This window comes from Rhizobium leguminosarum bv. trifolii WSM2297 (genome assembly GCF_000271845.1).
In genome coordinates, this window is the sequence record NZ_JH719395.1 from 57,686 (window position 1) to 78,074 (window position 20,389).

The 20,389-nt window shown below is 63.1% G+C and carries 21 protein-coding genes; 8 read left to right on the plus strand and 13 right to left on the minus strand.

The features are described from left to right. Positions 1–438: 438 nt before the first annotated feature. Positions 439–933, minus strand: coding sequence for a DUF5330 domain-containing protein (locus tag RLEG4DRAFT_RS15560; protein WP_003578072.1), 495 nt, complete (start codon positions 931–933; stop codon positions 439–441). Positions 934–1,384: 451 nt separating this feature from the next. Here RLEG4DRAFT_RS15560 and RLEG4DRAFT_RS15565 point away from each other — a divergent pair, with 451 nt between their 5' ends. The 4 genes from RLEG4DRAFT_RS15565 to RLEG4DRAFT_RS15580 all read left to right on the plus strand — a co-directional run bounded on the left by RLEG4DRAFT_RS15565 (position 1,385) and on the right by RLEG4DRAFT_RS15580 (position 5,828). Beyond that, positions 1,385–2,926, plus strand: a complete 1,542-nt coding sequence (locus RLEG4DRAFT_RS15565) for a sensor histidine kinase (protein WP_003578073.1) — start codon at positions 1,385–1,387, stop codon at positions 2,924–2,926. Next, the gene (locus tag RLEG4DRAFT_RS15570) at positions 2,898–3,821 is read left to right on the plus strand and encodes a peptidoglycan-binding domain-containing protein (protein ID WP_003578074.1); all 924 of its coding nucleotides are present in this window, start codon (positions 2,898–2,900) and stop codon (positions 3,819–3,821) included. Before RLEG4DRAFT_RS15565 ends, RLEG4DRAFT_RS15570 begins: the two co-directional genes overlap by 29 nt. 155 nt (positions 3,822–3,976) lie before the next feature. Further along, the gene (locus tag RLEG4DRAFT_RS15575) at positions 3,977–5,422 is read left to right on the plus strand and encodes a methyl-accepting chemotaxis protein (protein ID WP_003578075.1); all 1,446 of its coding nucleotides are present in this window, start codon (positions 3,977–3,979) and stop codon (positions 5,420–5,422) included. 61 nt (positions 5,423–5,483) lie between these two features. Then, the gene (locus RLEG4DRAFT_RS15580; protein WP_037094631.1) at positions 5,484–5,828 is read left to right on the plus strand and encodes a DUF1491 family protein; all 345 of its coding nucleotides are present in this window, start codon (positions 5,484–5,486) and stop codon (positions 5,826–5,828) included. 21 nt (positions 5,829–5,849) lie between these two features. On the opposite strand, the gene RLEG4DRAFT_RS15585 is transcribed toward RLEG4DRAFT_RS15580, so the two are convergent. Both RLEG4DRAFT_RS15585 and RLEG4DRAFT_RS15590 read right to left on the minus strand, forming a co-directional pair. Then, entirely contained in the window at positions 5,850–6,899 is a 1,050-nt protein-coding gene (locus tag RLEG4DRAFT_RS15585) for a DUF2336 domain-containing protein (RefSeq protein WP_085061905.1), read from the minus strand. Positions 6,900–7,150: 251 nt separating this feature from the next. Continuing rightward, entirely contained in the window at positions 7,151–7,357 is a 207-nt protein-coding gene (locus tag RLEG4DRAFT_RS15590; RefSeq protein ID WP_003578078.1) for a hypothetical protein, read from the minus strand. A gap of 538 nt (positions 7,358–7,895) precedes the next feature. Between RLEG4DRAFT_RS15590 and RLEG4DRAFT_RS40855 the strand changes: the two genes are divergently transcribed. After that, on the plus strand, positions 7,896–8,063 hold the full coding sequence (locus RLEG4DRAFT_RS40855) for a hypothetical protein (protein ID WP_003578079.1): 168 nt from the start codon (positions 7,896–7,898) through the stop codon (positions 8,061–8,063). Positions 8,064–8,111: 48 nt separating this feature from the next. Here the strand turns inward: RLEG4DRAFT_RS40855 and RLEG4DRAFT_RS15595 are convergent, their stop codons facing one another. The 3 genes from RLEG4DRAFT_RS15595 to RLEG4DRAFT_RS15605 form a co-directional block, all read right to left on the minus strand. Next, positions 8,112–8,660 carry a DUF1254 domain-containing protein gene (locus RLEG4DRAFT_RS15595; RefSeq protein WP_003578081.1) on the minus strand — a complete coding sequence of 183 codons (549 nt, stop codon included), beginning with the start codon at positions 8,658–8,660 and terminating at the stop codon, positions 8,112–8,114. After that, positions 8,653–9,240, minus strand: coding sequence for a DUF1214 domain-containing protein (locus tag RLEG4DRAFT_RS15600; RefSeq protein ID WP_003578083.1), 588 nt, complete (start codon positions 9,238–9,240; stop codon positions 8,653–8,655). The genes RLEG4DRAFT_RS15595 and RLEG4DRAFT_RS15600 overlap by 8 nt, the downstream gene beginning before the upstream one ends. Positions 9,241–9,575: 335 nt before the next feature. Further along, positions 9,576–11,762, minus strand: a complete 2,187-nt coding sequence (locus RLEG4DRAFT_RS15605) for a transglycosylase domain-containing protein (RefSeq protein ID WP_037093759.1) — start codon at positions 11,760–11,762, stop codon at positions 9,576–9,578. A gap of 216 nt (positions 11,763–11,978) precedes the next feature. Here RLEG4DRAFT_RS15605 and RLEG4DRAFT_RS15610 point away from each other — a divergent pair, with 216 nt between their 5' ends. After that, positions 11,979–12,455 (plus strand): YcgN family cysteine cluster protein, encoded by a 477-nt coding sequence (locus RLEG4DRAFT_RS15610; RefSeq protein WP_003578085.1) that lies wholly within the window; start codon positions 11,979–11,981, stop codon positions 12,453–12,455. Positions 12,456–12,461: 6 nt separating this feature from the next. Here the strand turns inward: RLEG4DRAFT_RS15610 and RLEG4DRAFT_RS15615 are convergent, their stop codons facing one another. Beyond that, positions 12,462–13,022, minus strand: coding sequence for a TetR family transcriptional regulator (locus tag RLEG4DRAFT_RS15615; RefSeq protein WP_003578087.1), 561 nt, complete (start codon positions 13,020–13,022; stop codon positions 12,462–12,464). A gap of 118 nt (positions 13,023–13,140) precedes the next feature. Here RLEG4DRAFT_RS15615 and RLEG4DRAFT_RS15620 point away from each other — a divergent pair, with 118 nt between their 5' ends. After that, the gene (locus RLEG4DRAFT_RS15620) at positions 13,141–14,055 is read left to right on the plus strand and encodes an SDR family oxidoreductase (RefSeq protein ID WP_003578088.1); all 915 of its coding nucleotides are present in this window, start codon (positions 13,141–13,143) and stop codon (positions 14,053–14,055) included. A gap of 10 nt (positions 14,056–14,065) precedes the next feature. Here the strand turns inward: RLEG4DRAFT_RS15620 and RLEG4DRAFT_RS15625 are convergent, their stop codons facing one another. From RLEG4DRAFT_RS15625 to RLEG4DRAFT_RS15635, 4 genes are all read right to left on the minus strand, one after another. Continuing rightward, positions 14,066–15,121 carry a fatty acid desaturase gene (locus RLEG4DRAFT_RS15625; protein WP_245277967.1) on the minus strand — a complete coding sequence of 352 codons (1,056 nt, stop codon included), beginning with the start codon at positions 15,119–15,121 and terminating at the stop codon, positions 14,066–14,068. Positions 15,122–15,436: 315 nt separating this feature from the next. Then, positions 15,437–15,580 (minus strand): hypothetical protein, encoded by a 144-nt coding sequence (locus RLEG4DRAFT_RS40860; protein WP_003578094.1) that lies wholly within the window; start codon positions 15,578–15,580, stop codon positions 15,437–15,439. Between the two features lie 542 nt (positions 15,581–16,122). Next, complete coding sequence (locus RLEG4DRAFT_RS15630; RefSeq protein ID WP_003578096.1) at positions 16,123–16,419, minus strand: hypothetical protein; 297 nt, start codon at positions 16,417–16,419, stop codon at positions 16,123–16,125. Between the two features lie 175 nt (positions 16,420–16,594). After that, entirely contained in the window at positions 16,595–17,995 is a 1,401-nt protein-coding gene (locus RLEG4DRAFT_RS15635; protein WP_003578098.1) for an MFS transporter, read from the minus strand. A 124-nt stretch (positions 17,996–18,119) separates the two neighbouring features. Between RLEG4DRAFT_RS15635 and RLEG4DRAFT_RS15640 the strand changes: the two genes are divergently transcribed. Beyond that, positions 18,120–19,082 (plus strand): LysR family transcriptional regulator, encoded by a 963-nt coding sequence (locus RLEG4DRAFT_RS15640; RefSeq protein WP_003578100.1) that lies wholly within the window; start codon positions 18,120–18,122, stop codon positions 19,080–19,082. Between the two features lie 49 nt (positions 19,083–19,131). Here the strand turns inward: RLEG4DRAFT_RS15640 and RLEG4DRAFT_RS15645 are convergent, their stop codons facing one another. Both RLEG4DRAFT_RS15645 and RLEG4DRAFT_RS15650 read right to left on the minus strand, forming a co-directional pair. Further along, the gene (locus RLEG4DRAFT_RS15645) at positions 19,132–19,512 is read right to left on the minus strand and encodes a VOC family protein (RefSeq protein WP_003578102.1); all 381 of its coding nucleotides are present in this window, start codon (positions 19,510–19,512) and stop codon (positions 19,132–19,134) included. Positions 19,513–19,693: 181 nt separating this feature from the next. Then, positions 19,694–20,311 carry an NADPH-dependent F420 reductase gene (locus RLEG4DRAFT_RS15650; protein WP_003578105.1) on the minus strand — a complete coding sequence of 206 codons (618 nt, stop codon included), beginning with the start codon at positions 20,309–20,311 and terminating at the stop codon, positions 19,694–19,696. Between the last annotated feature and the right edge of the window lie 78 nt (positions 20,312–20,389).

The following is a 20,389-nucleotide window of genomic DNA, read 5'->3' on the forward strand; positions in this document are numbered from 1 at the left end:
TAAAGCGCGTCGCCTCGAACAGGATTCATGCGACACGCGTCAATTCTTTGTTTTTATGCCCGTCGCTCTCTAGGAACCGCGACACGCTTCCCGCTGACAGGCATTCAAAAGAAACGCCGTGAGGGATGGGCATCCTCACGGCGCGCAGCAACATGCTGAATTAAACAGGGCAGGCACGTCAGGCATGAGGCATCTCCGCGTCATGCGGACCACCGATGCAAGTTCAAGCAATTCCCAGCAAAAGTGCGTAGCGGTTTTGCGTCCGGGATTGCGTAAAACAGAGATCAGCAATTCCCAGCAAAAGTGCGTAGCGGTTTTACGTCCGGGATTGCGTAAAACAGAGATCAGCAATTCCCAGCAAAAGTGCGTAGCGGTTTTGCGTCCGGGATTGCGTAAAAGAAAAGAATGCTCTGCGGACGAATGCCCGCGAAGATTTCGTCAGATTGCCGGCTTCGGCGTCGGCAGCGGGATCGCGCCGGTGACAACCGTCTCAGCGGAGGCGTCATCCTCGACCGGCGGGCGGTAGGGCATCGGCTGGTTCAGCGCGGCCTTCGCCTCGCGGAGCTTTTCCTGGATGGCGGGTGCCGCCAGCGAAGGTGTGGCGAGAGCCACCGGCATTTGCGGTTCGGCGTGCCTTGCGGTCGCGGGCGCCTCGTCCTTGAACTGGCTGTCGAGCAGTTCGTAGGCGACGCGGGCGCCTTCACGCGCCCGGTAGCCGAGTGCGGTGACGGTTTCGGCGCCCTTGGCGCAGACTTCGGGTTTTTCCGAGCACATGCCGGTGAGATAGTCATAGGCGCCGCTTGCCGCCGTAAAGGCGTCGGAAAGCTGCAGTTGCGGGCCGCTGGCGAGCTTGTCGGAACCCTCCGTGCTGAAGACGGAAAGAAGCACGAGCACAAGGCCAAACCAGAAGGATCCTTTGATCAGAAACCACATTGTCGTTGCCCATCCTGTTTTCCCGTCCGGTTCTTGTCGCCGAATCAGGCCGGTTGTCCGGTGTGTTTTCACCCTACCGCCAAGTTGCGAATGCCGCTTTTCGAAACTCACGCGCATTTGCGGCAAATTTAATTCGAATTTTAGCGAACGGCATTTGACGGGCATTTTAGTCGAATGCGAGCGATCGCCGTTAAGCATCAGGGCAGCACCTGCTTGCAATTGCAGGGCTTTTGCCAGCTCGCCTTGCCACAAGAGTTAATACAATGCTGAAATATGAGGAAAATCCGTCGCTTACCCGCTATTAACCACAAAAGGCAAAGGGGCTTCCAGATGCTTCAAAACGGGATTTTCGGCCGGTTCCGGCTGTGAACAGGGCTTTTGCCTTATCCTTTCTTTAAGCCGCCGGGGCCTATTGTCCGGATCGACAGACAGCCTTTTGGGCGGGTATTGCGTGCGTGTATTGAGTAACATTGGCGGCTGGGTGACGGCGCTCGTAGACCGGGCGGCGACAAGCTGGCTCTCCCGGACGGGCGGCGGTGAAGCCGTCCGCCAGCGCGAGCTCGCGATCCTGCGCCGCCTCGTGCTGTTCTCGTCGGCCGCTCTTATTGCCGCGCCTATCGGCCTTTCGGCGGTCACCAGTCCGGCCGTCGCCTTGCCGGCAGGGGTCGCCATGGTCTGCGCTGCCTTTCTCTTTTCCGCCGTCGGCAGCATCGCGCTTTCCCGCCAGGGCTCGTCCGCCGGCATCGCCACACAGTCGGCCGAGGATTTTTTCCTTGCCGCCACCCCCGGCCTCGTCTTCTTCCTCGACCCGCATGGCAGCGTGGCGACCGTCGGCGGCCGCGACCGGCGCGATTTTCTCGCCTGGATGCGCGATCCCAAGGGTAGGGGTTTCCTGGAGCAGGTGCACGTCTCCGACCGCATCCTTTTCCTGCAGGCGCTCGATAGCCTGCGCCGGGGCGAGGATGCCGAGTGCGTCGATCTGCGCATCGACCGCCCCTCGGTCGCGCGCGATCAACGCCAATTCGCCTATCTCAGAATGGACATGACAGCCCGGCGCGACGCCGACGGCGAACTTGCCGCCATCATTGCCCAGCTGCGCGATGTCTCCGTCGAGCAGCAGCTGCGGGCCGAAGCCCAGAACCGCGTCGCCGACGCCGAATCGGCAAACGACGCCAAGTCGCGCTTCCTTGCCGCCGTCAGTCACGAGCTGCGCACGCCGCTGAACGCCATTCTCGGTTTTTCCGATATCCTGATCGGCGAATATTTCGGCAAGTTCGAAAACGACCGCCAGCGCGAATATGTCGGCCTCGTGCGCGAATCCGGCGCGCATCTCTTGTCTGTCGTCAACACCATGCTCGACATGAGCAAGATCGAAGCCGGCCGTTATGAGCTGATCCTCGAAGGCTTCGATATTTCAAGCTCGGTCAAATCCTGCGAATCGATGCTGGCATTGCAGGCCAAGACCAAGGGCGTGACGCTGACGAGCCGGATCCAGCGCGGCCTCGGCGAGATCGTCGCCGATCAGCGCGCCATCCAGCAGATCCTCATCAATCTCGTCGGCAATGCCATAAAGTTCACCGAGGCCGGCGGCGTCGTCTCGGTCGATGCGGCGGCGCGCGACGGCATCCTCAAGCTGACGGTCAGCGACACCGGCATCGGTATTGCGGCCGACAAGCTGGCCTTGCTCGGCCAGCCCTTCGTCCAGATCCAGAACGACTATACCCGCCGCTTCGAAGGCACGGGCCTTGGTCTCTCCCTGGTCAAGGGGCTGGTAGGGCTGCATGGCGGACATTTCGCCATCGCCAGCCAGCCCGGCGAAGGCACGATCATCACCATCGAGATCGCGGTGGACGGCTCGGGCGCCGTGTGCGCCGAAGACGCCGGTCATGGCGCGACTGTCGAGTTCCCGCCGCGGCTGAAGGGCGCGGTCAATGCAGGTGCAGAATTGGGGGAGGGGCGTTTCGATGGCCGCGCGCAAGCGAAAATCGCCTAAAGGAAAAAGGGGACGGCAGCAGCCGGGCCTGCTGATGTCGGGTGCAGCCGCCCTGGGCGGCCTCAGCCTGCAGGGCGCTTCCGTGCTCGGCGGCGTCATCGGCCGCAATCCGTCGGTGGCCGGCGGCACGATCACCTTCGTTGTCATCTTCTCCTTCGTCGCCGCCAATGCGCTCTGGTATCAGCCGGGCCTGCATCCGCATCCGATTTTCCGCACCCGCGATCCGCAGTCTCCCGCCGTGCTCGGCGCCCGCCACCCGGCCGAGGAGCAGCAGGGCGAGGTCACCACCTTCCGGATCGAACGGCCGGAGGATGCCGCCACCACCACCAACGCAACGCCGGCGCCCGCCGCGCCCGGCCAGCAGCCGAGCCAGCTTGTCATGGACATCCAGCAGCAACTGGTGCGGCGCGGCCTCTATAACGGCATACCCGACGGCATCATCGGCCCACGCACCAGTGCGGCTATCCTCTTCTTCGAGGAAACCGTCGGCATGGCCCAGACCGGCGATCCGACGCCGGAGGTGCTGGCGGCGCTGAAGACCGATGCCGCAGGCCCTTCCACCGTTCCCGCGGAAAAGCCGCCCGAGGATGTAAGCTCGAAGGCGGCGGCGGAAGACCCGGTCGCAGCGGCGATCCGCAGCGCCGAAAAGACGGTCAAAACCGCTCCTTCAGCCGCAAAGCAGGTTCCCTCGAGCGAAATTACCAATGTCGACCTGGTGCTGAAGATCCAGAAGGGCCTTTCCAACATGGCCTATGCCAATGTCGGCATCGACGGCGTCGCCGGCGAGCAGACGCGCGCGGCCATCCGCCATTTCCAGAAGCACTACAACCTGCCCGAAAACGGCGAACCGAATCAGGCGGTGCTGAAGAAACTCAAGGAAATCGGCGCGATCTAATGCGTGTCCCGGGACGAAGACGTCCATAGAGGTAACGCGCTTTGGCAGTGCGGCCGGTTTTGCCCCACAACCTAAGTCTAAGGCGCAGCTGCTGTTTGCAACTTGTTAACCATGTTGTCTGAAGCTTTTCCGATTGGGACGGGGGAGCGTCGATCATGCATGCGCTGAAGGCGACAGACGATCTGGCTGGAGAGCCGGCGGAGGCGGGAAACCCTGGCCAGGAGGCGTTACGCCAAATCCTGCTGCGCCTTGCAGAAGAGGCTTCCACCCTTGGCATCGATCTCGTCGATATCGCCGGCGCCATCCAGGACATGGCGGCGATGTCCGCCCGGCATGCCTCCGCCTTCGATCACGTCACGCATACCGCCCTTTCGATTGCCGAGACCAACCGCGCGGTTGCCGTGTCGCTGCGTGAGACCGATCGCACGGCGGCCGAGGCCCGCCACATGCTGAAGGAATCGGCAGACCGGCTGACCGGCTCCGTCACCGAGATCGGCCACATGGTTCGGTCCTCCGAAGAGATCGGCGCGGAGATCGCCGGCTTTTCCAAGTCACTTGCCGATGTCGACGGTATCGCCGAGGAGATCAGCACCATCGCCCGCCAGACCAACCTGCTGGCGCTGAATGCCGCAATCGAGGCGGCACGCGCCGGCGATGCGGGCAAGGGTTTCGCGGTCGTCGCCGCAGAGGTGCGGGCGCTGTCGCTGCAGACGTCGAAGGCGACGAGCTCGATCCAGCAGACGCTGGACGAACTGCGGGTGAAGATCGATCGGCTGTCGGCCGCCGGCGGCGATGCGCGCGATAGCGCGGCCGGCGTGCGTGACAAGTCGGAGGCGATGCGCGGGGCCTTCGAAAGCATGGAACATGTCATCACCCGCATCCTTGACAGTTCGACCGTCATGGCCAACACCACCGAGGCGGTCGACCAGCAATGCGCCGGCTTTGTCGGGAAACTCGGCGAGATGTCGGCCGAGGTCGCCGGCTCCAATGTGCGGCTGCAGCAGGCGGCCAAACGCGTCGACAGCGTCGTCGGCCTCTCCGAAACCCTGATCCAGCTGACGGCGAGTGCCGGTGTCAAGACCGCCGACAGCCGTTGGATCGAGGAAGCGCAGTCGGTGGCCAGGCACATTTCCGGCGCCTTCGAACGTGCCGTCGCCGAGGGTCAGATCGGTCTCGATGCTTTGTTCGACCGGCGTTATCGTCAGATACCGGGTTCCGATCCGGCCCAGATGATGGCGGCCTTTACCGAACTCACCGACCGCTTGCTGCCGCCGATCCAGGAACCAGCGGCAGCCTCGGACGAGCGCATAGCCTTCTGTGCGGCGATCGACGAGAACGGCTATCTCCCCACCCATAACCGCAAATTCTCGCAGCCGCAGCGGCCCGGCGACACCGTCTGGAACACCGCCAATTGCCGCAATCGCCGCATCTTCGCCGATCGCGTCGGCCTTGCCGCCGGCCGCAGCACCGCGCCTTTTCTCGTCCAGACCTATCGGCGCGACATGGGCGGCGGCAATTTCGTGATGATGAAGGATATTTCCGCTCCGATCACCGTCCGTGGACGGCATTGGGGAGGATTGCGGCTGGCCGTCAAGGTCTGACCACCGGGGCAATCTCTGCCGCCGCATTGCCGCCGACGGCAGCCCGGTCTATACCGCGCCGATGAGATTACGCGCCGACATCTTCGTTTCCGCCCTCCTGCGCCGCGTCTTTGCCAGCGGCGATTTCGCCGCCGTCGAGAAGAAGGGTGCGGAGGAGGCGGGCGCGATTTTCATCCGCCAGCATTTTCGAGACGGCCTGGAAACGCTCTATGCGCCGGCGCCGCAGACCGCCTTCGGCGAAGGTGAGGTGGGCGACCGCCTGTTCGAGATCCGCCTGTCGCGCAGCGAGCCGGAAGCGGTGCGCGCCATGCTGGAGCGTGAGCGCAAGTTCGATCCAGACCTCTGGATCGTCGAATTGGAGGCGGAGGAATTGGCAGACATCATCCCGCTGGCGCGGGATGGCTGAGGGCCGACGACACTCCTGATTTCAGCGGGACCGCCGCCCCAGGACACGCATGTCGCGCTGCGGCGGCGCCTGATGGATGAAGCGGTGGTTCGGCGTCTCCTGAGGTGCGGGCGCATTGGCCGCCTCGGGCTTGTAGGTGTAGCGATCGGCGCGGCGCCAGGCGTCCACCCGTTCGTGGCATTCTTCCGGGTCGAGCCCATCGAGCACCATCCAGCCGCGCGTGACATTGTGCTGCTGTTCGGCAAGATGCGGATAGAACCTTTCCAGCACGAAGACGGCGTCGAGAAAGCCCATGCCGAGGCTCGTCAGCGTCGTCGCGAGCTGCTGGCCGGAAAGATCGAGCATGATGCGCTCGGCCAGCCAGCGGCTGGCCGACAGCGCATCGGCCAGCGCGGTCGCGAAATGCGCCGCCTCCCGCGAGCGGGCGAAGCGCACCAGCAGCGCCTCCTGAATGTCGGTGAGCGTTCTGAGGCCGAGCCTGTCGTCCTCCTTATGGCCGAGATGACCGGCAAGGCCGAGAATACGCTCGCGCAGTGCCTCTTCATTGGCAACCCGCTGTTCCTGCAGCGCATCCGCCTCGTTAATCTCGGCCGGCGCCGGCGAAAGCGGCAGCGTCTGTGATTCCGTGATCGGCGCCGATGCGGCCGCCGGCCGCGGCTGGCTCTGGCGCAGCGCCACCAGCGCGTCGATGACCTTCGGCGAAAGCGAATCGCGGCTGACGATCGTTTTGACATGCGCCGCACCCTGCATGCGCGCGATGGTAATCAGCGTATCGTCGGCGATGGCCTTGGAGGCGGCCAGAAAAGGGGCGGCGATCTCGATCGGCTGGTTGCCGATGAACAGCGCAACAGCCGCCGGCATGTTTTCGCATTGTGAGAGTGCTGCAACCGCCTGGCGTTTGGCCTCGTCGGAAGAGGCCTGGAAGAGCGGCATGAAAAGCTCTGCAAATTGGCGCAGTTCGGACCGTGTCGGATGAGACAGGCTCTCAAAACTGCTGACGGTCGCCATCAATACCACGTCCTTTTTCCTGACGGCCAATGGGCCCTCTAGGTCTCGAAACCGGTCACGCACAAGAACACCCCGAAAACGCCGAACCAAGGGGAACCACGGGCCGATATGCGCTGGCGGAACGCATGCCGGGCCACATGGGTTATGAACAAATCCTACACCGACAGGGTTAATGCATGCTGAAGATTTTATTAAAATGCCACAGAAAGATACACGCGGAACGCGTGTCGCCTATGTTGGGCGGCAACATAAAAAGTCTGGTTTGAAGCGGTCGTGCAACGACTGCTCGTCGCGGGAAAGGATGAGGGAAAAATTCAGGCGGCCTTGCGATCGCGCAGTGCGTCCAGCAGCTTTTCGCGGCTGTCGTGACCGGCCTGATAAAGGTCGAGCGCTGCGGATGCCGCATACTGCGCCTCGACGCTCTTGATGTCGACGCGCCGTTCGGCGCACCAGGCATCGAGCGCACCGCGCAGAACGTCGAGATCGTCAGGCGAGAAAGATGAATTCACCAGCAAAGACATCGCTAGCCTCCGCATTCCGGCAAGAGCGTGAATATCCGCGATCGATCGGGCCCGGAAACGCATGATCGACGAGGGAAACCATACGCGCATCCCAGGTGCCCGCAATTAAATATTTTCATGAAGCATTTTTGCAACATCGTGCTTTTTCCATTGGGTAGTCCTGCCGCGTCCATGCCAACCATATGAATTGTTTCCAAATTTATACATCGATCCCCGCCGGGACCTTGGGCGGGCGGCGTGAAACCAAATCAACTCTTCGCGCGTTACAGAGGAAGTGACGTGAACTGTGTTTGGCATCTGCTGAATATTAGTAAACTGTTAACTGTCATCTGTCTCAATTCGGATGGGAACGACGCGATTTGAGTGTTTGGATCGTTGAAACTCCTGATCACGGTATTTCAACAAGGTGCCGTGGGAAAGGCGCGAATGCCCTCGGTCCGGTCACTCCGCCACCGCAGGACGCGCCGGCTCGCACATTGGCGGGCAGGGTGAAATCCATCGCAAGTTCATCCGTCTCGGGCAGTGCATGGAGACGAGAATGGCAATAGTAGTCGCATTGGCGGATCGGCAGCCGCGGGCGCCGCGCCGCCCGGACAAAGAGCCCCGCGAAGCCAAGATCCTCTGGTTCACCGGCGTCCGCTACGAGCGGTTGGCCGAGAGCCCTAGGCATGGCCCGGCGCCCGCGCCGCGCGTCAATAAGAAGTAACGCCCGTTCAACCCCAGGGCGTGATCCCCGAAACATCACGCTCTCGTTCTAGCGGGCGGTGAATTGCTCGCAGCCAGCTTCCGTCAGGAAGTTTCGCGCCGCCTCATCAAAACTTGCCTGCGGCGCCAGCGTCCGCAGCACGGCATAACCGTCCCGCCGTGCCATCTCCACCAGGATCGCCTGCTGCAATTCCTGTGGCAGGTTCTTGCGCAGGTCGGTCAGCTGGATCGGCCCGCCGGCCAGCACGTCGAGTGCACCGCCGACCGAGGTCCTGTCGTTCATGCTGAAGACCTCGTTGGAGGCACTGTCGTAAATCGCAATCGACCAGAAGGGCACATAGCCCTTGGCGGTGAAATGCACCGGCGCATCCTCGACGTCGAAGGAGCAGACGGCGGTGCGCACGAAAGGGTCGCCATTGGCAAGGCCCGCCTCGTCATAATGACCGCCGAGCAGGGTGAAATTGTTGAGATCGCCCTCCGCCTCCACACGGGTCGCCGCATCCTTTCCGGTGAAATGCGGCAGCGACAGGATGATGACGAGATGCAGCAGCGCTGCGCCGAAAAGGCCGGTCAGGATGGCGAAGAAGATCCTAAGCATTGCCGCATCCGGTCTTGGTGAGCTTCGGCATGGCGAGGTCGATCACCCCGGAACTGCCGGCCGTCGGCGTGTCGAACAGCGTCAGCACCAGCCGGAAGGTGCCGGCCTCCGGCAAGGCCAGCCAGTTGCCCGGCTGGGCCGCGGCCGAGATTTCGATCGAGAAGCTGCTGTCGGGCTGGCGCAGCACCGTCCAGGAATTGAGCGCTGCGGGATGCCCAGTTTTCACCGCCGCCGGATTGCCGCCATTGTCGGCGGTAAACAGGGTCCAGAGCCGGGCAGGCGGCGTTTGCCCGCTGATACGGTAGCGGCAGGCGGCATTCAGCCGCGCGCCGTCGTCGTCGACGCTCGCCGTGAAGGTCAGCCCCTCGGCGCTGCCGTAAAGCAGCTTGCCGGCGCGCGCCCGGTGCGACTTGGCATAAGGATCGGCATCGACCGTCTGCAGCGCCGGAAAGGCCTCCCAGGCGCCGAGCTTGATCGCCCCGAAACCCTGCGTCGCATCCAGCGCATACAGCGAAATCATGATTCCGCCGCCGAAGGCGACGATCAGCGTGACCAGGATGAAGAGGGGAAATCGAAACACATTATAACCTTGGAAACCATATCCGTTGAAAGGGTTACCACTGATTCTGGCAGGGTGGAATGCCATGCGACGACATGGACGCCGATCTATCCAGGGTCGCGGGCGCATACGCGCCGAAAACTGCCCCTCACCCTAACCCGACGTCCCCTGCGGGAGGCTCGCGGGGAACGGAGAGGCTGCAGCTATCCCCTTCGCCCCGCAAGCGGGGGTCCGAAGGACGGGTTGAGACGAGTGGCTCAACCCAGGCAAAGGTGCCGGCAGGCGGATGAGGGGCTGATCTCGCCGATCTCATGGGAAACAGCGCAACACGAACGAGCGACATTCCCACTCAGGACCTATTCCGCGCTCGCCACCTTCGCCGGCGCAAGCGGGGCGGCATTTTTCAGCTTTTCGCCGAGCTTCTTGAGGATGTCGGTCGATTGCACCGAGAGCATGCGCGGCCGGATGAGCTGCGGCAATCCGTCCTGCGGTTTGGCAGCAGCGGTCTTGGCGAGATCCTTTTCCGAGGGCAGGGGATTTTCGATGCCGGGGATGGGGCGCAGCGTCACACCCTGATGGGCGTAGTCCATGGCGCGCTTGAAGGTCATCGCCGGCAGCGAGCCGCCGGTCATCTCGTTGGTCGAGGTGTAGTCGTCATTGCCGAACCAGACGGCGCAGGTGTAGTTGCCGGTGAAGCCGACGAACCAGGCGTCGCGATAGGCCTGGGTCGTGCCGGTCTTGCCGGCCGTGACGATGCCGTTATCAAGCGCCGCTTTTCGCGCCGTGCCGACATAGGGTACGCGCGACAGCATCTGGTTCATATAGGCATCGGCCTGTTCGGACAGCACACGTTTCGGCGCCGGCTCGTCGCGGTCGAAATCGTAGAGCACATCACCGGCGTAATCGAGGATCTGGGTGATGCCGTGGCGGCGCGACTGGTAACCTCCGGCCGGGAAGGTGGCATAGGCGGTCGCCTGGTCGAGCACCGTCACCTCCGAAGTGCCGATCGGGATAGTGACGTCGTCGCGGATCGGCGTTTCGACGCCGAGGTTCTTGGCCATCGCCCGGATCGGCTGGATGCCGAGCTTCTCCTTGGCAAGCCGCACCGGCACGGTGTTGATCGACTGGGCGATTGCCGTCTCCAGCGTGATGCGTCCGACATAGCGGTTGGCGTAATTGTGCGGGCTCCAATTGCCCCAATAGATCGGCGCGTCGACGATCGTCGTCTGCGGGGTCATCCCGCTCTCCATCGCCAATGCATAGGTATAGACCTTGAAGGAGGAGCCCGGCTGGCGCAGCGCCCGGGTGGCGCGGTTGAACTGGCTCTCGCCGTAATCGCGGCCGCCGACCATGGCGCGCACCGCGCCGCCGTTCTCGATCATCACCATGGCGCCCTGCTTGGCGTGATAGGCCTCGCCATATTCGCGCAGCGACGTTTCGACCGAATCGTCGGCCGCCTGCTGGATGCCCATGTCGATCGTCGTGCGCACGATCAGCGAATGCTGGTGGAAGCGCGGCGAAAGCCGCTGCACCTCGTCGAAGGCCCAATCGAGGAAGAAGTCAGGCGATTCCACCTCGTTGCGGTCGACGACCGTGGCAGGGTTGCGCCTCGCGGCGATCACCTGGCCCTCGGTCATCAGCCCGCTTTGCACGAGATTGGTCAGCACTTCGTTGGCGCGCGCGCGCGCCGCCGGCAGGTTGACATGCGGCGCATATTTCGCCGGCGCCTTGAACAGGCCGGCGAGCATGGCGGATTCGGCAAGGTTCACATCGGTGATGTTCTTGCCGAAATAGAACTGCGCCGCTGCGGCTGCGCCAAAAGTGCCGCCGCCCATATAGGCGCGGTCGAGATAGGTGGAGAGGATTTCCTTCTTGGAGAGGTTCGCCTCGAGCCACAGCGCCAGGAATGCCTCGGTGACCTTGCGGTCGATCGAGCGCTCGTTGGACAGGAACAGGTTCTTGGCGAGCTGTTGGGTCAGCGTCGAGCCGCCCTGCACGACTTCGCCGGCCTGGGCGTTGGTGACCATGGCGCGGAAGAGGCCGATCACGTCGATGCCGAAATGGTCGAAGAAGCGGCGGTCTTCGGTGGCTAGCACGGATTTGATCAGCGAATCCGGCAGCTCGTCGATCGGCACGGAGTTCTGGTGGATGACGCCGCGATGGCCGATGACGTTGCCGTAGCGGTCGGTGAAGGTGACGGCGAAGTCGCCGCGGTTGCGCCAGTCCTCCTTGGTCGCCTCGAATGCCGGCTGGGCAAGCAGCAGCATCAGCACCGAGCCGGCCGCCCCGAGCGTCAGCCCTTCGCCGGCAAGTTCGAAGACCATGCGCTTCCAGCCGCGCACGCGGAAGCGGCGGAAGAAGATGGTGATATCTTCCCAAATCTCGGCGGCGCGGAAGCCGGCGTTCCAGACGGTCGAATCGATCCAGGAATCGATCCGTAGCAGAATGTGACGGCTCTTCGCCGGCCGCTTGCCCGCCGTGTCATTCGCCGCTTTTTCTGGCCCGTTTTCAGATCCCTTTTCAGGGTTGTCCGGATCCTGCACGTCCTGTATTCCCGCCTGATCGCGCTTCACTCATGTCCGGCCATGGGAAAGCGACGAAGCGCGAGGTCGCCATATGGCCGCAAAGCTCTCCGATATCGGGAGAGAATGCTCCGGTATCAGGAGCATGCTGAAGAATTGATTGATTTTGCCGCCGATAACAAGAGAGATGCTTGACGGTCACGCGAATTTGCGGGCCGCTGTTGCAAGAAACGAACGATGATCGATCTGCCCTTCTGGAAGCGCAAGACGCTTGCCGAAATGACCGTCGCCGAGTGGGAGAGCCTCTGCGACGGCTGCGGTCTCTGTTGTCTCAACAAGATCGAGGAATGGGATAGCGGCGATATCTATTTTACCTCGGTCCGCTGCAAGCTGCTCGACGGCGAAAGCTGTCGCTGCTCCAGCTACGAAAACCGCTGGGACTTCGTGCCGGATTGCGTACAACTGACGAAGGAGAACGTGCCCGATATCGCCTGGCTGCCGCCGACCTGCGGTTATCGGCTGGTCGATGAAGGCCGCGATCTCTACTGGTGGCATCCGCTGATCTCCGGCGATCCGGAAACCGTTCATGCCGCCGGCATTTCCGCCCGCGGCCGCACGACCAGCGAAACCGAGATCGATATCGACGATCTCGAAGATTACGTCGTCGATTGGCCGCTGACCGTGGGTGAAGAGACGGACGAGGAAGAAGCGTAAGCGGGCTCAGGACTTGACCGCTGCAAGGAAGCGCCGCAGTTCCATCTCCACATATTTATCCACCGGCCCGTCAGCACCAAAGCCCCACCAGGTGAGCGAACCCTGCCATTGCGACAGCATTAGCCGGGCGATGGTCTCCGGCGCGCTTGCCGATGCGAAACAGCGTGCGATTGCCGCCGTCAGCGCCGTTCCCCAGGCCGCACCGCGGTTGCGCAGCATCGGATCGCGGAAATCCTCGCGAAGCACCAGCAATCCCTCGCCATAGGCGGCGGCATTGTCGCCGTAATCCTGCGACAGGCCAACGAGTAGCGCGACGGCGCCGTCCGGCGTTTTCGGTACCGTCTCGGCAAGCCGAGCCGTCTCCGCATCCAGCCGGTCCCAGGCATAGAGCAGGGCTGCGCGCAGCATCGCCGCCTTCGTCGCGAAGCGCTGCACCAGCGTCGAGCCGGACAGGCCGCTGGCTTTGGCCACGGCTGCAAAGGTTGCCGCATCCGGCCCTTCGGCATGGATCAGTTTCAGCACCATGGCCAGAAGCTGCTCGTCGGACAATGTGCGGCGACGCGGCATGAAATTTCCTCTTGCGTTTCCCACATTTGTAAACGATCATTCGTTTATAAACAATAGGCCGGTCATATGCGGCCGATCCGACTGAAATCACCTTGTTCTAGCCTTGGAGGATGGAGAAGTGACAGCACAGTTGCGGGAGAAAGTGGCTTTGGTGGCAGGCGCGACACGCGGCGCCGGCCGCGGCATCGCGGTGGAACTCGGTGCCGCCGGCGCCACGGTCTATGTGACGGGGCGCACGACGCGCGCCCGGCAATCCGAATATATGAGGCCGGAGACGATCGAGGAGACGGCCGAGCTGGTAACGGCGGCTGGCGGCAAGGGCATTGCCGTGCCGGTCGACCACCTCGTCGCGCCGGAGGTCGAGGCGCTGATTGCCCGCATTCGCAGCGAGGCCGGCCGGCTCGATATTCTCGTCAACGATATCTGGGGCTGCGAGAAGCTGTTCGAATGGGACAAATCCGTCTGGGAGCATTCGCTGGACAAGGGCCTGCGCATGCTGCGGCTCGGCATCGAAACCCATCTGATCACCGCCCATTACGCCCTGGCGCTGATGATCGAGCGACGGGGCGGGCTGCTGGTCGAGGTGACCGACGGCACGGCGGATTATAATGCCACGCACTATCGGCTTTCGCCCTTCTACGACCTCGTCAAAACCGGCGTCACCCGCATGGCCTGGGCACATGCGCAGGATCTGGCAAAACACGGCGCCACCGCCGTTTCGATCACGCCCGGCTGGCTGCGCTCCGAAATGATGTTGGATGCCTATGGGGTGCGCGAGGCAAATTGGCGCGAGGCGACGAAGGTGCAGCCGCATTTCGCCATTTCCGAAACCCCGCGTTTCGTCGGCCGCGCGGTGGCGGCCATATCAGCCGATCCCGACCGCGGCCGCTGGAACGGCCAGTCGCTGTCGAGCGGCGGCATGGCCAAGATCTACGGCTTCGACGATATCGATGGTTCGCGGCCGGATTGCTGGCGCTACATGGTGGAAGTGCAGGAGCCGGGCAAACCTGCGGATGTGACCGGCTACCGCTAAGGGTGCTTGCTTATCGTACGGCGGCGAGCCGCGCGGCGTCACGAAACGAGACCAGCCTTTTCGTCTGTTCGTCCCACAGCACCAGCTTGACGCAGCGCAGGCTTTCCATGAGCGTGATGCGGCCGAGGTCGGCAAGTTCCGGATGGTCCCGCAGCACCTCCGGCAGCCGGTAGTAGGGCACCCGGCTGGACAGATGATGCACATGGTGGATGCCGATATTGCCGGTGATCCAGCGCAGCACCGGCGGCAGGTCATAATGCGAGGCGCCGTGGAGGGCCGCGTGCTGGAACTGCCAGTCCGGTTCCTTGGACCAGTGGGTTTCCTCGAACTGGTGCTGGACGTAGAACAGCCAGACGCCGGCAGCACCGGCCAGAAGCACGGTCGGCAAATGCACCAGCAGGAAGGGGACGATCCCGACCGCCCAGATCAGCAGTGCGGCGACCAGCGCGATGGCCAGATTGGTCGCCATGGTCGAGACCCAGGGCAGGGCACCGGAGCGCATCATGCCGAAAGGCAGGCGCTGCTTGAAGATGAACAGCCAAGCCGGTCCGATACCGAACATCACGGCCGGGTGCCGGTAGAGCCGGTAGGCGAGCCGGCCGCGCCGCGACAGCGCGCTATATTCGGCGATCGTCAGTGTCTCGATGTCGCCGACGCCGCGCTCGTCGAGGTTTCCGGCCGAGGCGTGGTGTTCGGCATGCGCCCGGCGCCAATAGTCGTAAGGCGTCAGCGTCAGGACGCCGATCGTGCGCCCAACCCAGTCGTCGACGCCGCGACGGGCGAAAAACGAGCCGTGGCCGCAATCGTGCTGGATCATGAACAGCCGGAGCAGGAAGGCGGCGGCGGGAACGACGAGGATCAGGCCGGGCCAGAAGCTGTAGTGAACCGCCGCCCATGCGGCAGCCCAGAACAATACGAAGGGGACGACCGTGACGGCAAGCTCGAAAGCGCTGCGTCCGGCCCGTGGCTGGCGATATCCGGCAAGGATCTTCAGCCAGCGCTTTTCAGCCAAAAGCGCGGCGTGTCCCTCGGCCGAGTTTTCGGCGGATTCGCCTGACGGGGCCACTTGGATTTCCTCGCTCTCAATGCGGCGCGCGGATTCGATCACAGAATAGCGCCATGAAAGGCCGCGAGACTCGAAAGGCCGAGTGCGATCACCACGGCCGAGCGAATAAGAAAGAGCGGATAGTTGAAGTGGTACATTGTATGAAAAGTGGTCATGGGTGCAGCACTTCCTGTTTTTCTGAATGCAAGTCAATGGGTGATAGTGTCACGCCGGAGCGTGGCGCTGCCGACAGGACGCGCGATCACGCATGATTTTGCGCAAATCGATCTTGATTTACGCTTGATGTGCGAGGGGGCGGGAGGCTCGAAAGAGCGTCTATTTCTTTGGAGCGCTGCCGTGTGGGGCGGCCGCGGTCGCCGTCTTCATCTGGTTGGCGAATGTGCTTTCCACCTTCGCCGCCTGCTTGTCCTTCTTCGGCTTCCGGACCTCGCGATTGCTTCTGACCTGTCCTTTTGCCATGGATAAATCTCCCGTTTGATCGAACACTGAAAGCCGTAGCCTGCGCGGTGTTCGCCCACTTGTCGGTCGCGACCGGAGATCGCGGGATCGTCATGAGGGCAACCCGACAACGCCGGGCCGCAGGAATTGAATGAAATGATGCCTGCTGAAACCGCATCGAAGTCTGGAGGCGGATGACCGGAGAGGTCACCAAAAGCCAAACCTGACGTTGAGACGGGACGTCACCATGCTTCGCGATCGGGAAAATGGCGGGCCGGAATCCGGTCACCGCAGATGCCGCATCGGCCAAATCAGCGAGCCATCCTTTTACAATGAAATTGCGGTGCCATTAAGGCCATTGCCGCAGGAAAGCCACATTTCCACAGGGTTTAGTCAGGGATGGGGACCAGGCGGATCAGCTTGGTTCTTTTCCATTTCAGCCCGGCCCGATGCCGACATGCCGCGGGCCGGCCAAGGGTCGATGTCCCGCCCGATATCGAACGGCACGTGCATGCCGCCGGCCCTGGGCAGGCGGTCATTCATCGATAGAAGATGCGGGGCGCTTAGCCGGCGGCACGTCTTTCGCGCGGCAATCCTTGAATCGCATATCGGTTGCAGATGGGGGTGACCGGCTTCGGCGGTTCTTTCGGCTTGCCGAAATGGTATTCGAGAGCCTTTGAGAGCATGGCCGGCGAGGTGACGCCCTCTTGGAACAGCCTGATCAGCAGCACGGCGGCGACGTTGAAGACCCGTTGGTCGTCGATCAGGATTCTGGCGTCGTAGCCAGCCTCGTCGAGCACGCCCTGAAGCATGTCGAGATCGGACGAGGTCAGATGCGGCTTTTCGGAAGTGGAAGACATGGGTCCTCCTTTCGTCGGGGCGAGGGGATAAAACCCCCAGTCGGCAGCGCCCGTGCCATGGCTGCCGACGGCGAGACCATGCACCTTTCGCCGAGGCAAGGCAATAAGTTTCTTATTGCTAATATGCGCTTTTTCTGATGAAGCGCCCGCACCCATCAGGGTGCGGGCGCAGCGGTCATTCCGCCGCCTGATAGGCCGACGTCCGGGCGGCCGATGTCCGCGGACCGGCGGCGGCAAGCAGGGTGATCGCGACCGCAAGCAGCGCCACGAAGGCGATGCCGGCGACATAAGGGTCCCAGCCGAAATGCGGTGCGGCGCCGAACACGGCCGAGGCGGCTGCAAGCACGATGCCGCCGCCGATTTGGAAGGAGGCGAAGAGCAGTCCGGAGGCGAGCCCTGACTTGTCGTCCTCGACGTCGGAAAGGGCCGCGACCTGCACTGAGGGGTAGGTCAAGGCGTAACCGAGGCCGAGCGGGACCTGCGAAAACAACACGAGCAGGATCGGGTCGACATGGCCAAGCGCGGTCACCCAGAAGATGTAGCTGAAGGCCTGCAGCCCGACACCTGCCGCCATCAGCCCGGTGGCGCCGCGATTTTGCGCCAGCGCCGCAAAACGTGGCGCCAGGAACATGACGAAGACGCCGCCGAGCGCAAAGCAGAAGCCGGTGGTAAAGGCCGACCAGCCGATAACGTTCTGATAATAGAGCGTCGCCAGGAACTGGAAGCCGACATAGGCGCCTTGGAAGAGGGCGGCAATCGCATTGGCGTGCCGGAGTTTCGCCCGGCGAAACATGCCGAGCGGCACCATCGGATCGGCGTGGCGCGCTTCGACCACGAGGAAGAGCAGGATTAGCGCCAGTGACGCGATCAGCGAGCCCCAGGTGGCAAAAGCCTGCCAGCCGGCGGCCGCCGCATTGGTGATGCCGAAGACGAAGAGCAGCAGACCGGGGGTGATCGTCAGTGCGCCGGCCCAGTCGAAGGTGGGCCGCGGTCCCGTCCTTTTCGGGTCGGCCGGCAGCGCCAGCGGGACAAGCGCAAGCGTCAGGATGGCAACCGGCGCGCCCATGACAAGCGTCGCCCGCCAGCTGAAGATCGTCGCCGCGCCGCCGAGTACCATGCCGAGCACGAAGCCGGTGGCGCCGGTGGAGGCGAAGACGCCGAGCGCCTTTGCCCGTGCGGTTCCCTCGCCGAAGACGGAGAGCAGCAGCGCAAGGGCCGCAGGCGCGGTAAAGGCGGCGGCAATGCCCTTGATCAATCGGGCGGCGATCAGCGTCGGGCCGCTGTCGACGAAGCCGCCGGCGATGCTGGCGGCGGCAAAGATCGCCAGCGACCAGAGGAAGACGCGGCGATGGCCGAAGACGTCGGCGACCCGGCCGCCGAGCAGCAGAAACCCGCCATAGCCGAGCACATAGGCGCTGACGGCCCATTGCAGCGATGTCGCCTCCATGCCGAGTTCGGCCTGGATGGCGGGCAGCGCGACGCCGATGGTGGAGACGTCCATGGCGTCGAGAAAGTTGGCGGTGCAGAGCAGCAGCAATGCCAGCCCCGCTCCGCTTTTCGATTTGGAAAATGTCATCGAAATCGTTCCTTCTTTGCTGCCGCCTCGTCGGGGGAGGTTGCGCGGACGGCAGGGAACGAGAAAATGTACAGCTTCCATTCCTATTGCAAATTGATAGTAGCCATGCCAGGTATTACTCATAATGATGAATGATGCCACGCTTCGCAAAATCGACCTGAACCTGCTGCTGGCCTTTTCGGTGCTGATGCAGGAGCGCAATGTCAGCCGCGCCGCCGAGCGCCTGCTGCTCGGCCAGCCGGGCCTATCGGCCGCTTTGCGGCGCCTGCGCGAGGCGCTGGACGATGAATTATTCGTGCGCGTCGGCCGCGGCCTGCAGCCGACGCCGCGCGCGCTGTCCATTGCCCCGGCAATCGAGGATGCGCTGTCCGGCATCGAGCGCGCCATCCGCCCGCAGGCCGAATTCGATCCGGCGAGCTGGCAGGGCGAGTTCCGCATCGGCATGTGCGACAATCTCGAATCGGCCTTCTTCGGCCCGCTTGCCGCCCGCCTGCTGCGACTTTCACCCGGCGCCCGGCTGATCGGCATTGCCTCGGAAAAGCGCGACGCGGCGCGCCGGCTGGACGAGGGCGTCTTCGATTTCAGCGTGTCCGTGCATGACGAACCGGCCTCCTGGCACATCCGTGCGCCGCTGTTCAATCAGGCTTCGATCTGCATTTACGACGAGGCTCAACTCAAGCTGAAGGCGCCGTTGAGCCTTGAGGATTTCGCCAACGTCGCGCATCTCACCGTCTCGTTCGAAGGCAATGCCTCTACCAGCATCGACATTGCGCTGAGCCGCACCGGCCACAGCCGCCATGTGGTGGCGACGGTGCCGCGCTTTTCCGCATTGCCGACGGCGCTGCGGGCGATGCCCGCCATCGCCACCGTGCCGGAATCGATCGGCCGCTGCATGGCGCAGCTGCATGGGTTGACGATCTGCGCGCCGCCGCTTTCGCTGCCGGCCGATCCGGTGACCATGCTTTACCGCCGCGTCGACCAGGCCGACGGCCGGGCGCGCTGGTTCCGCCGCCTGTTCCTCGACGTCGCCGGCGAGGCGCTCGAAGCCTCCGGCTGCCGCGTCGCGATATCGAGAGCGGCGGCCTAAAAAGTGCGATGGGGTTTTCCGTCCGGAATTGCGTAAAGATTAGAGCCTGTTACAGCTCGCCTTTGTGGAAATAGGCTTCGAGGCGGTAGCCGTCCGGGTCGATGATGAAGGCGGCGTAATAGAACTGCCCATAATCCGGCCGGATGCCCGGTTCGCCATTATCCGTGCCGCCGGATGCAACGGCGGCTGCATGAAAAGCATCGACCGCGGCTTCATCAGGGGCGACGAAGCAGAAATGCAGTCCGGATCGCAGATCGGCAACAACCGGATGCTCGACCTGCATGATCCACAACCCGACCCTTTCCGGGCCGTAACCGATCATCGTGTCGGCATTGGACAGGCGCTCATATCCAAGCGGCGCCAGCGCTGCATCGTAGAAGCGCCGGGCTCTTTCGAGGTCTTTGACGCCGAGGGAGATATGATCGAACATGGACCGCAAACTCCTATAACACGCCGGATACGGATCCGGGGTGGTGCGGCATCACCATCTTTCAACCGCTCTCCGAAGTCAACGAACCCGCTGCCGGGAGCGGTCGGCGCGACAATAGCCCAGCCGACCGGCCCGCCAGCACGAATGGCTGGCCCCGCAATGCGCGAGGCCAGTCCCGACATCAAGCGTTCACGACAGCCCATTTCGGTGCAATGCCCGTACCGCGACCCAAGCCGTAACCGAGGCGGATGTTGAGCATGCCCAAGGGCTCGAGCAGGCGAGCGGCGTCCAGCGATCCGGTCTTCTCGATAGCGAAGCCGGCGTCCTTGACCAGTGCTGCTGCGGTTTCGACGGCGTCTTCGTCACCGGCCAGGAAGACCGGAAGGGTGGCGGTCTGATCGGGAGAGGCAGCAAAAAGCGCGGCAAAGATCGTGTTGAAAGCCTTCACGACCTTGGCGCCTCCGGCCTTGCGCTGGATCTCTTCGGCTGCCGACGTATCATGGCCAAACAGCAGGCCGGAAAAATCAGGTTTGAGTGGGTTGGTGATGTCGACGACGATCTTGCCTTCCAGTGCAGCGGCGCCGGCAAACTCGAGTGCCGAAGCATAGGGCAGCGCCAGCACCACGATGTCTGCTTGCGCAACGGCGCTCGCGATCGGCGCGCTCGAAGCGCCGATCTCCTCTGCCAACGACTTTGCCGCAGCGTCGTTGCGTGATGCGAGGATGAGATCGCGCTTGCCAGCGAGGCGGCGGGCCAGGCCCGCGCCCATGTTTCCAGTTCCGATGATGGCGGTTTTCATTTGGTCGTCTCCTTGGTGAGATTGAATGTCTCGGATATAGCCGACCGCGATCCCATCTTTAATGGCATTGAATGGGGA

Coding starts and splice junctions, on each gene's coding strand:
- RLEG4DRAFT_RS15560 (WP_003578072.1), bottom strand. CDS start 933: ATGTGGTTTCTGATCAAAGGATCCTTCTGGTTTGGCCTTGTGCTCGTG.
- RLEG4DRAFT_RS15570 (WP_003578074.1), top strand. CDS start 2,898: ATGGCCGCGCGCAAGCGAAAATCGCCTAAAGGAAAAAGGGGACGGCAG.
- RLEG4DRAFT_RS15575 (WP_003578075.1), top strand. CDS start 3,977: ATGCATGCGCTGAAGGCGACAGACGATCTGGCTGGAGAGCCGGCGGAG.
- RLEG4DRAFT_RS15580 (WP_037094631.1), top strand. CDS start 5,484: ATGAGATTACGCGCCGACATCTTCGTTTCCGCCCTCCTGCGCCGCGTC.
- RLEG4DRAFT_RS15590 (WP_003578078.1), bottom strand. CDS start 7,357: ATGTCTTTGCTGGTGAATTCATCTTTCTCGCCTGACGATCTCGACGTT.
- RLEG4DRAFT_RS40855 (WP_003578079.1), top strand. CDS start 7,896: ATGGCAATAGTAGTCGCATTGGCGGATCGGCAGCCGCGGGCGCCGCGC.
- RLEG4DRAFT_RS15595 (WP_003578081.1), bottom strand. CDS start 8,660: ATGCTTAGGATCTTCTTCGCCATCCTGACCGGCCTTTTCGGCGCAGCG.
- RLEG4DRAFT_RS15610 (WP_003578085.1), top strand. CDS start 11,979: ATGATCGATCTGCCCTTCTGGAAGCGCAAGACGCTTGCCGAAATGACC.
- RLEG4DRAFT_RS15615 (WP_003578087.1), bottom strand. CDS start 13,022: ATGCCGCGTCGCCGCACATTGTCCGACGAGCAGCTTCTGGCCATGGTG.
- RLEG4DRAFT_RS40860 (WP_003578094.1), bottom strand. CDS start 15,580: ATGGCAAAAGGACAGGTCAGAAGCAATCGCGAGGTCCGGAAGCCGAAG.
- RLEG4DRAFT_RS15630 (WP_003578096.1), bottom strand. CDS start 16,419: ATGTCTTCCACTTCCGAAAAGCCGCATCTGACCTCGTCCGATCTCGAC.
- RLEG4DRAFT_RS15635 (WP_003578098.1), bottom strand. CDS start 17,995: ATGACATTTTCCAAATCGAAAAGCGGAGCGGGGCTGGCATTGCTGCTG.
- RLEG4DRAFT_RS15640 (WP_003578100.1), top strand. CDS start 18,120: ATGATGAATGATGCCACGCTTCGCAAAATCGACCTGAACCTGCTGCTG.
- RLEG4DRAFT_RS15645 (WP_003578102.1), bottom strand. CDS start 19,512: ATGTTCGATCATATCTCCCTCGGCGTCAAAGACCTCGAAAGAGCCCGG.
- RLEG4DRAFT_RS15650 (WP_003578105.1), bottom strand. CDS start 20,311: ATGAAAACCGCCATCATCGGAACTGGAAACATGGGCGCGGGCCTGGCC.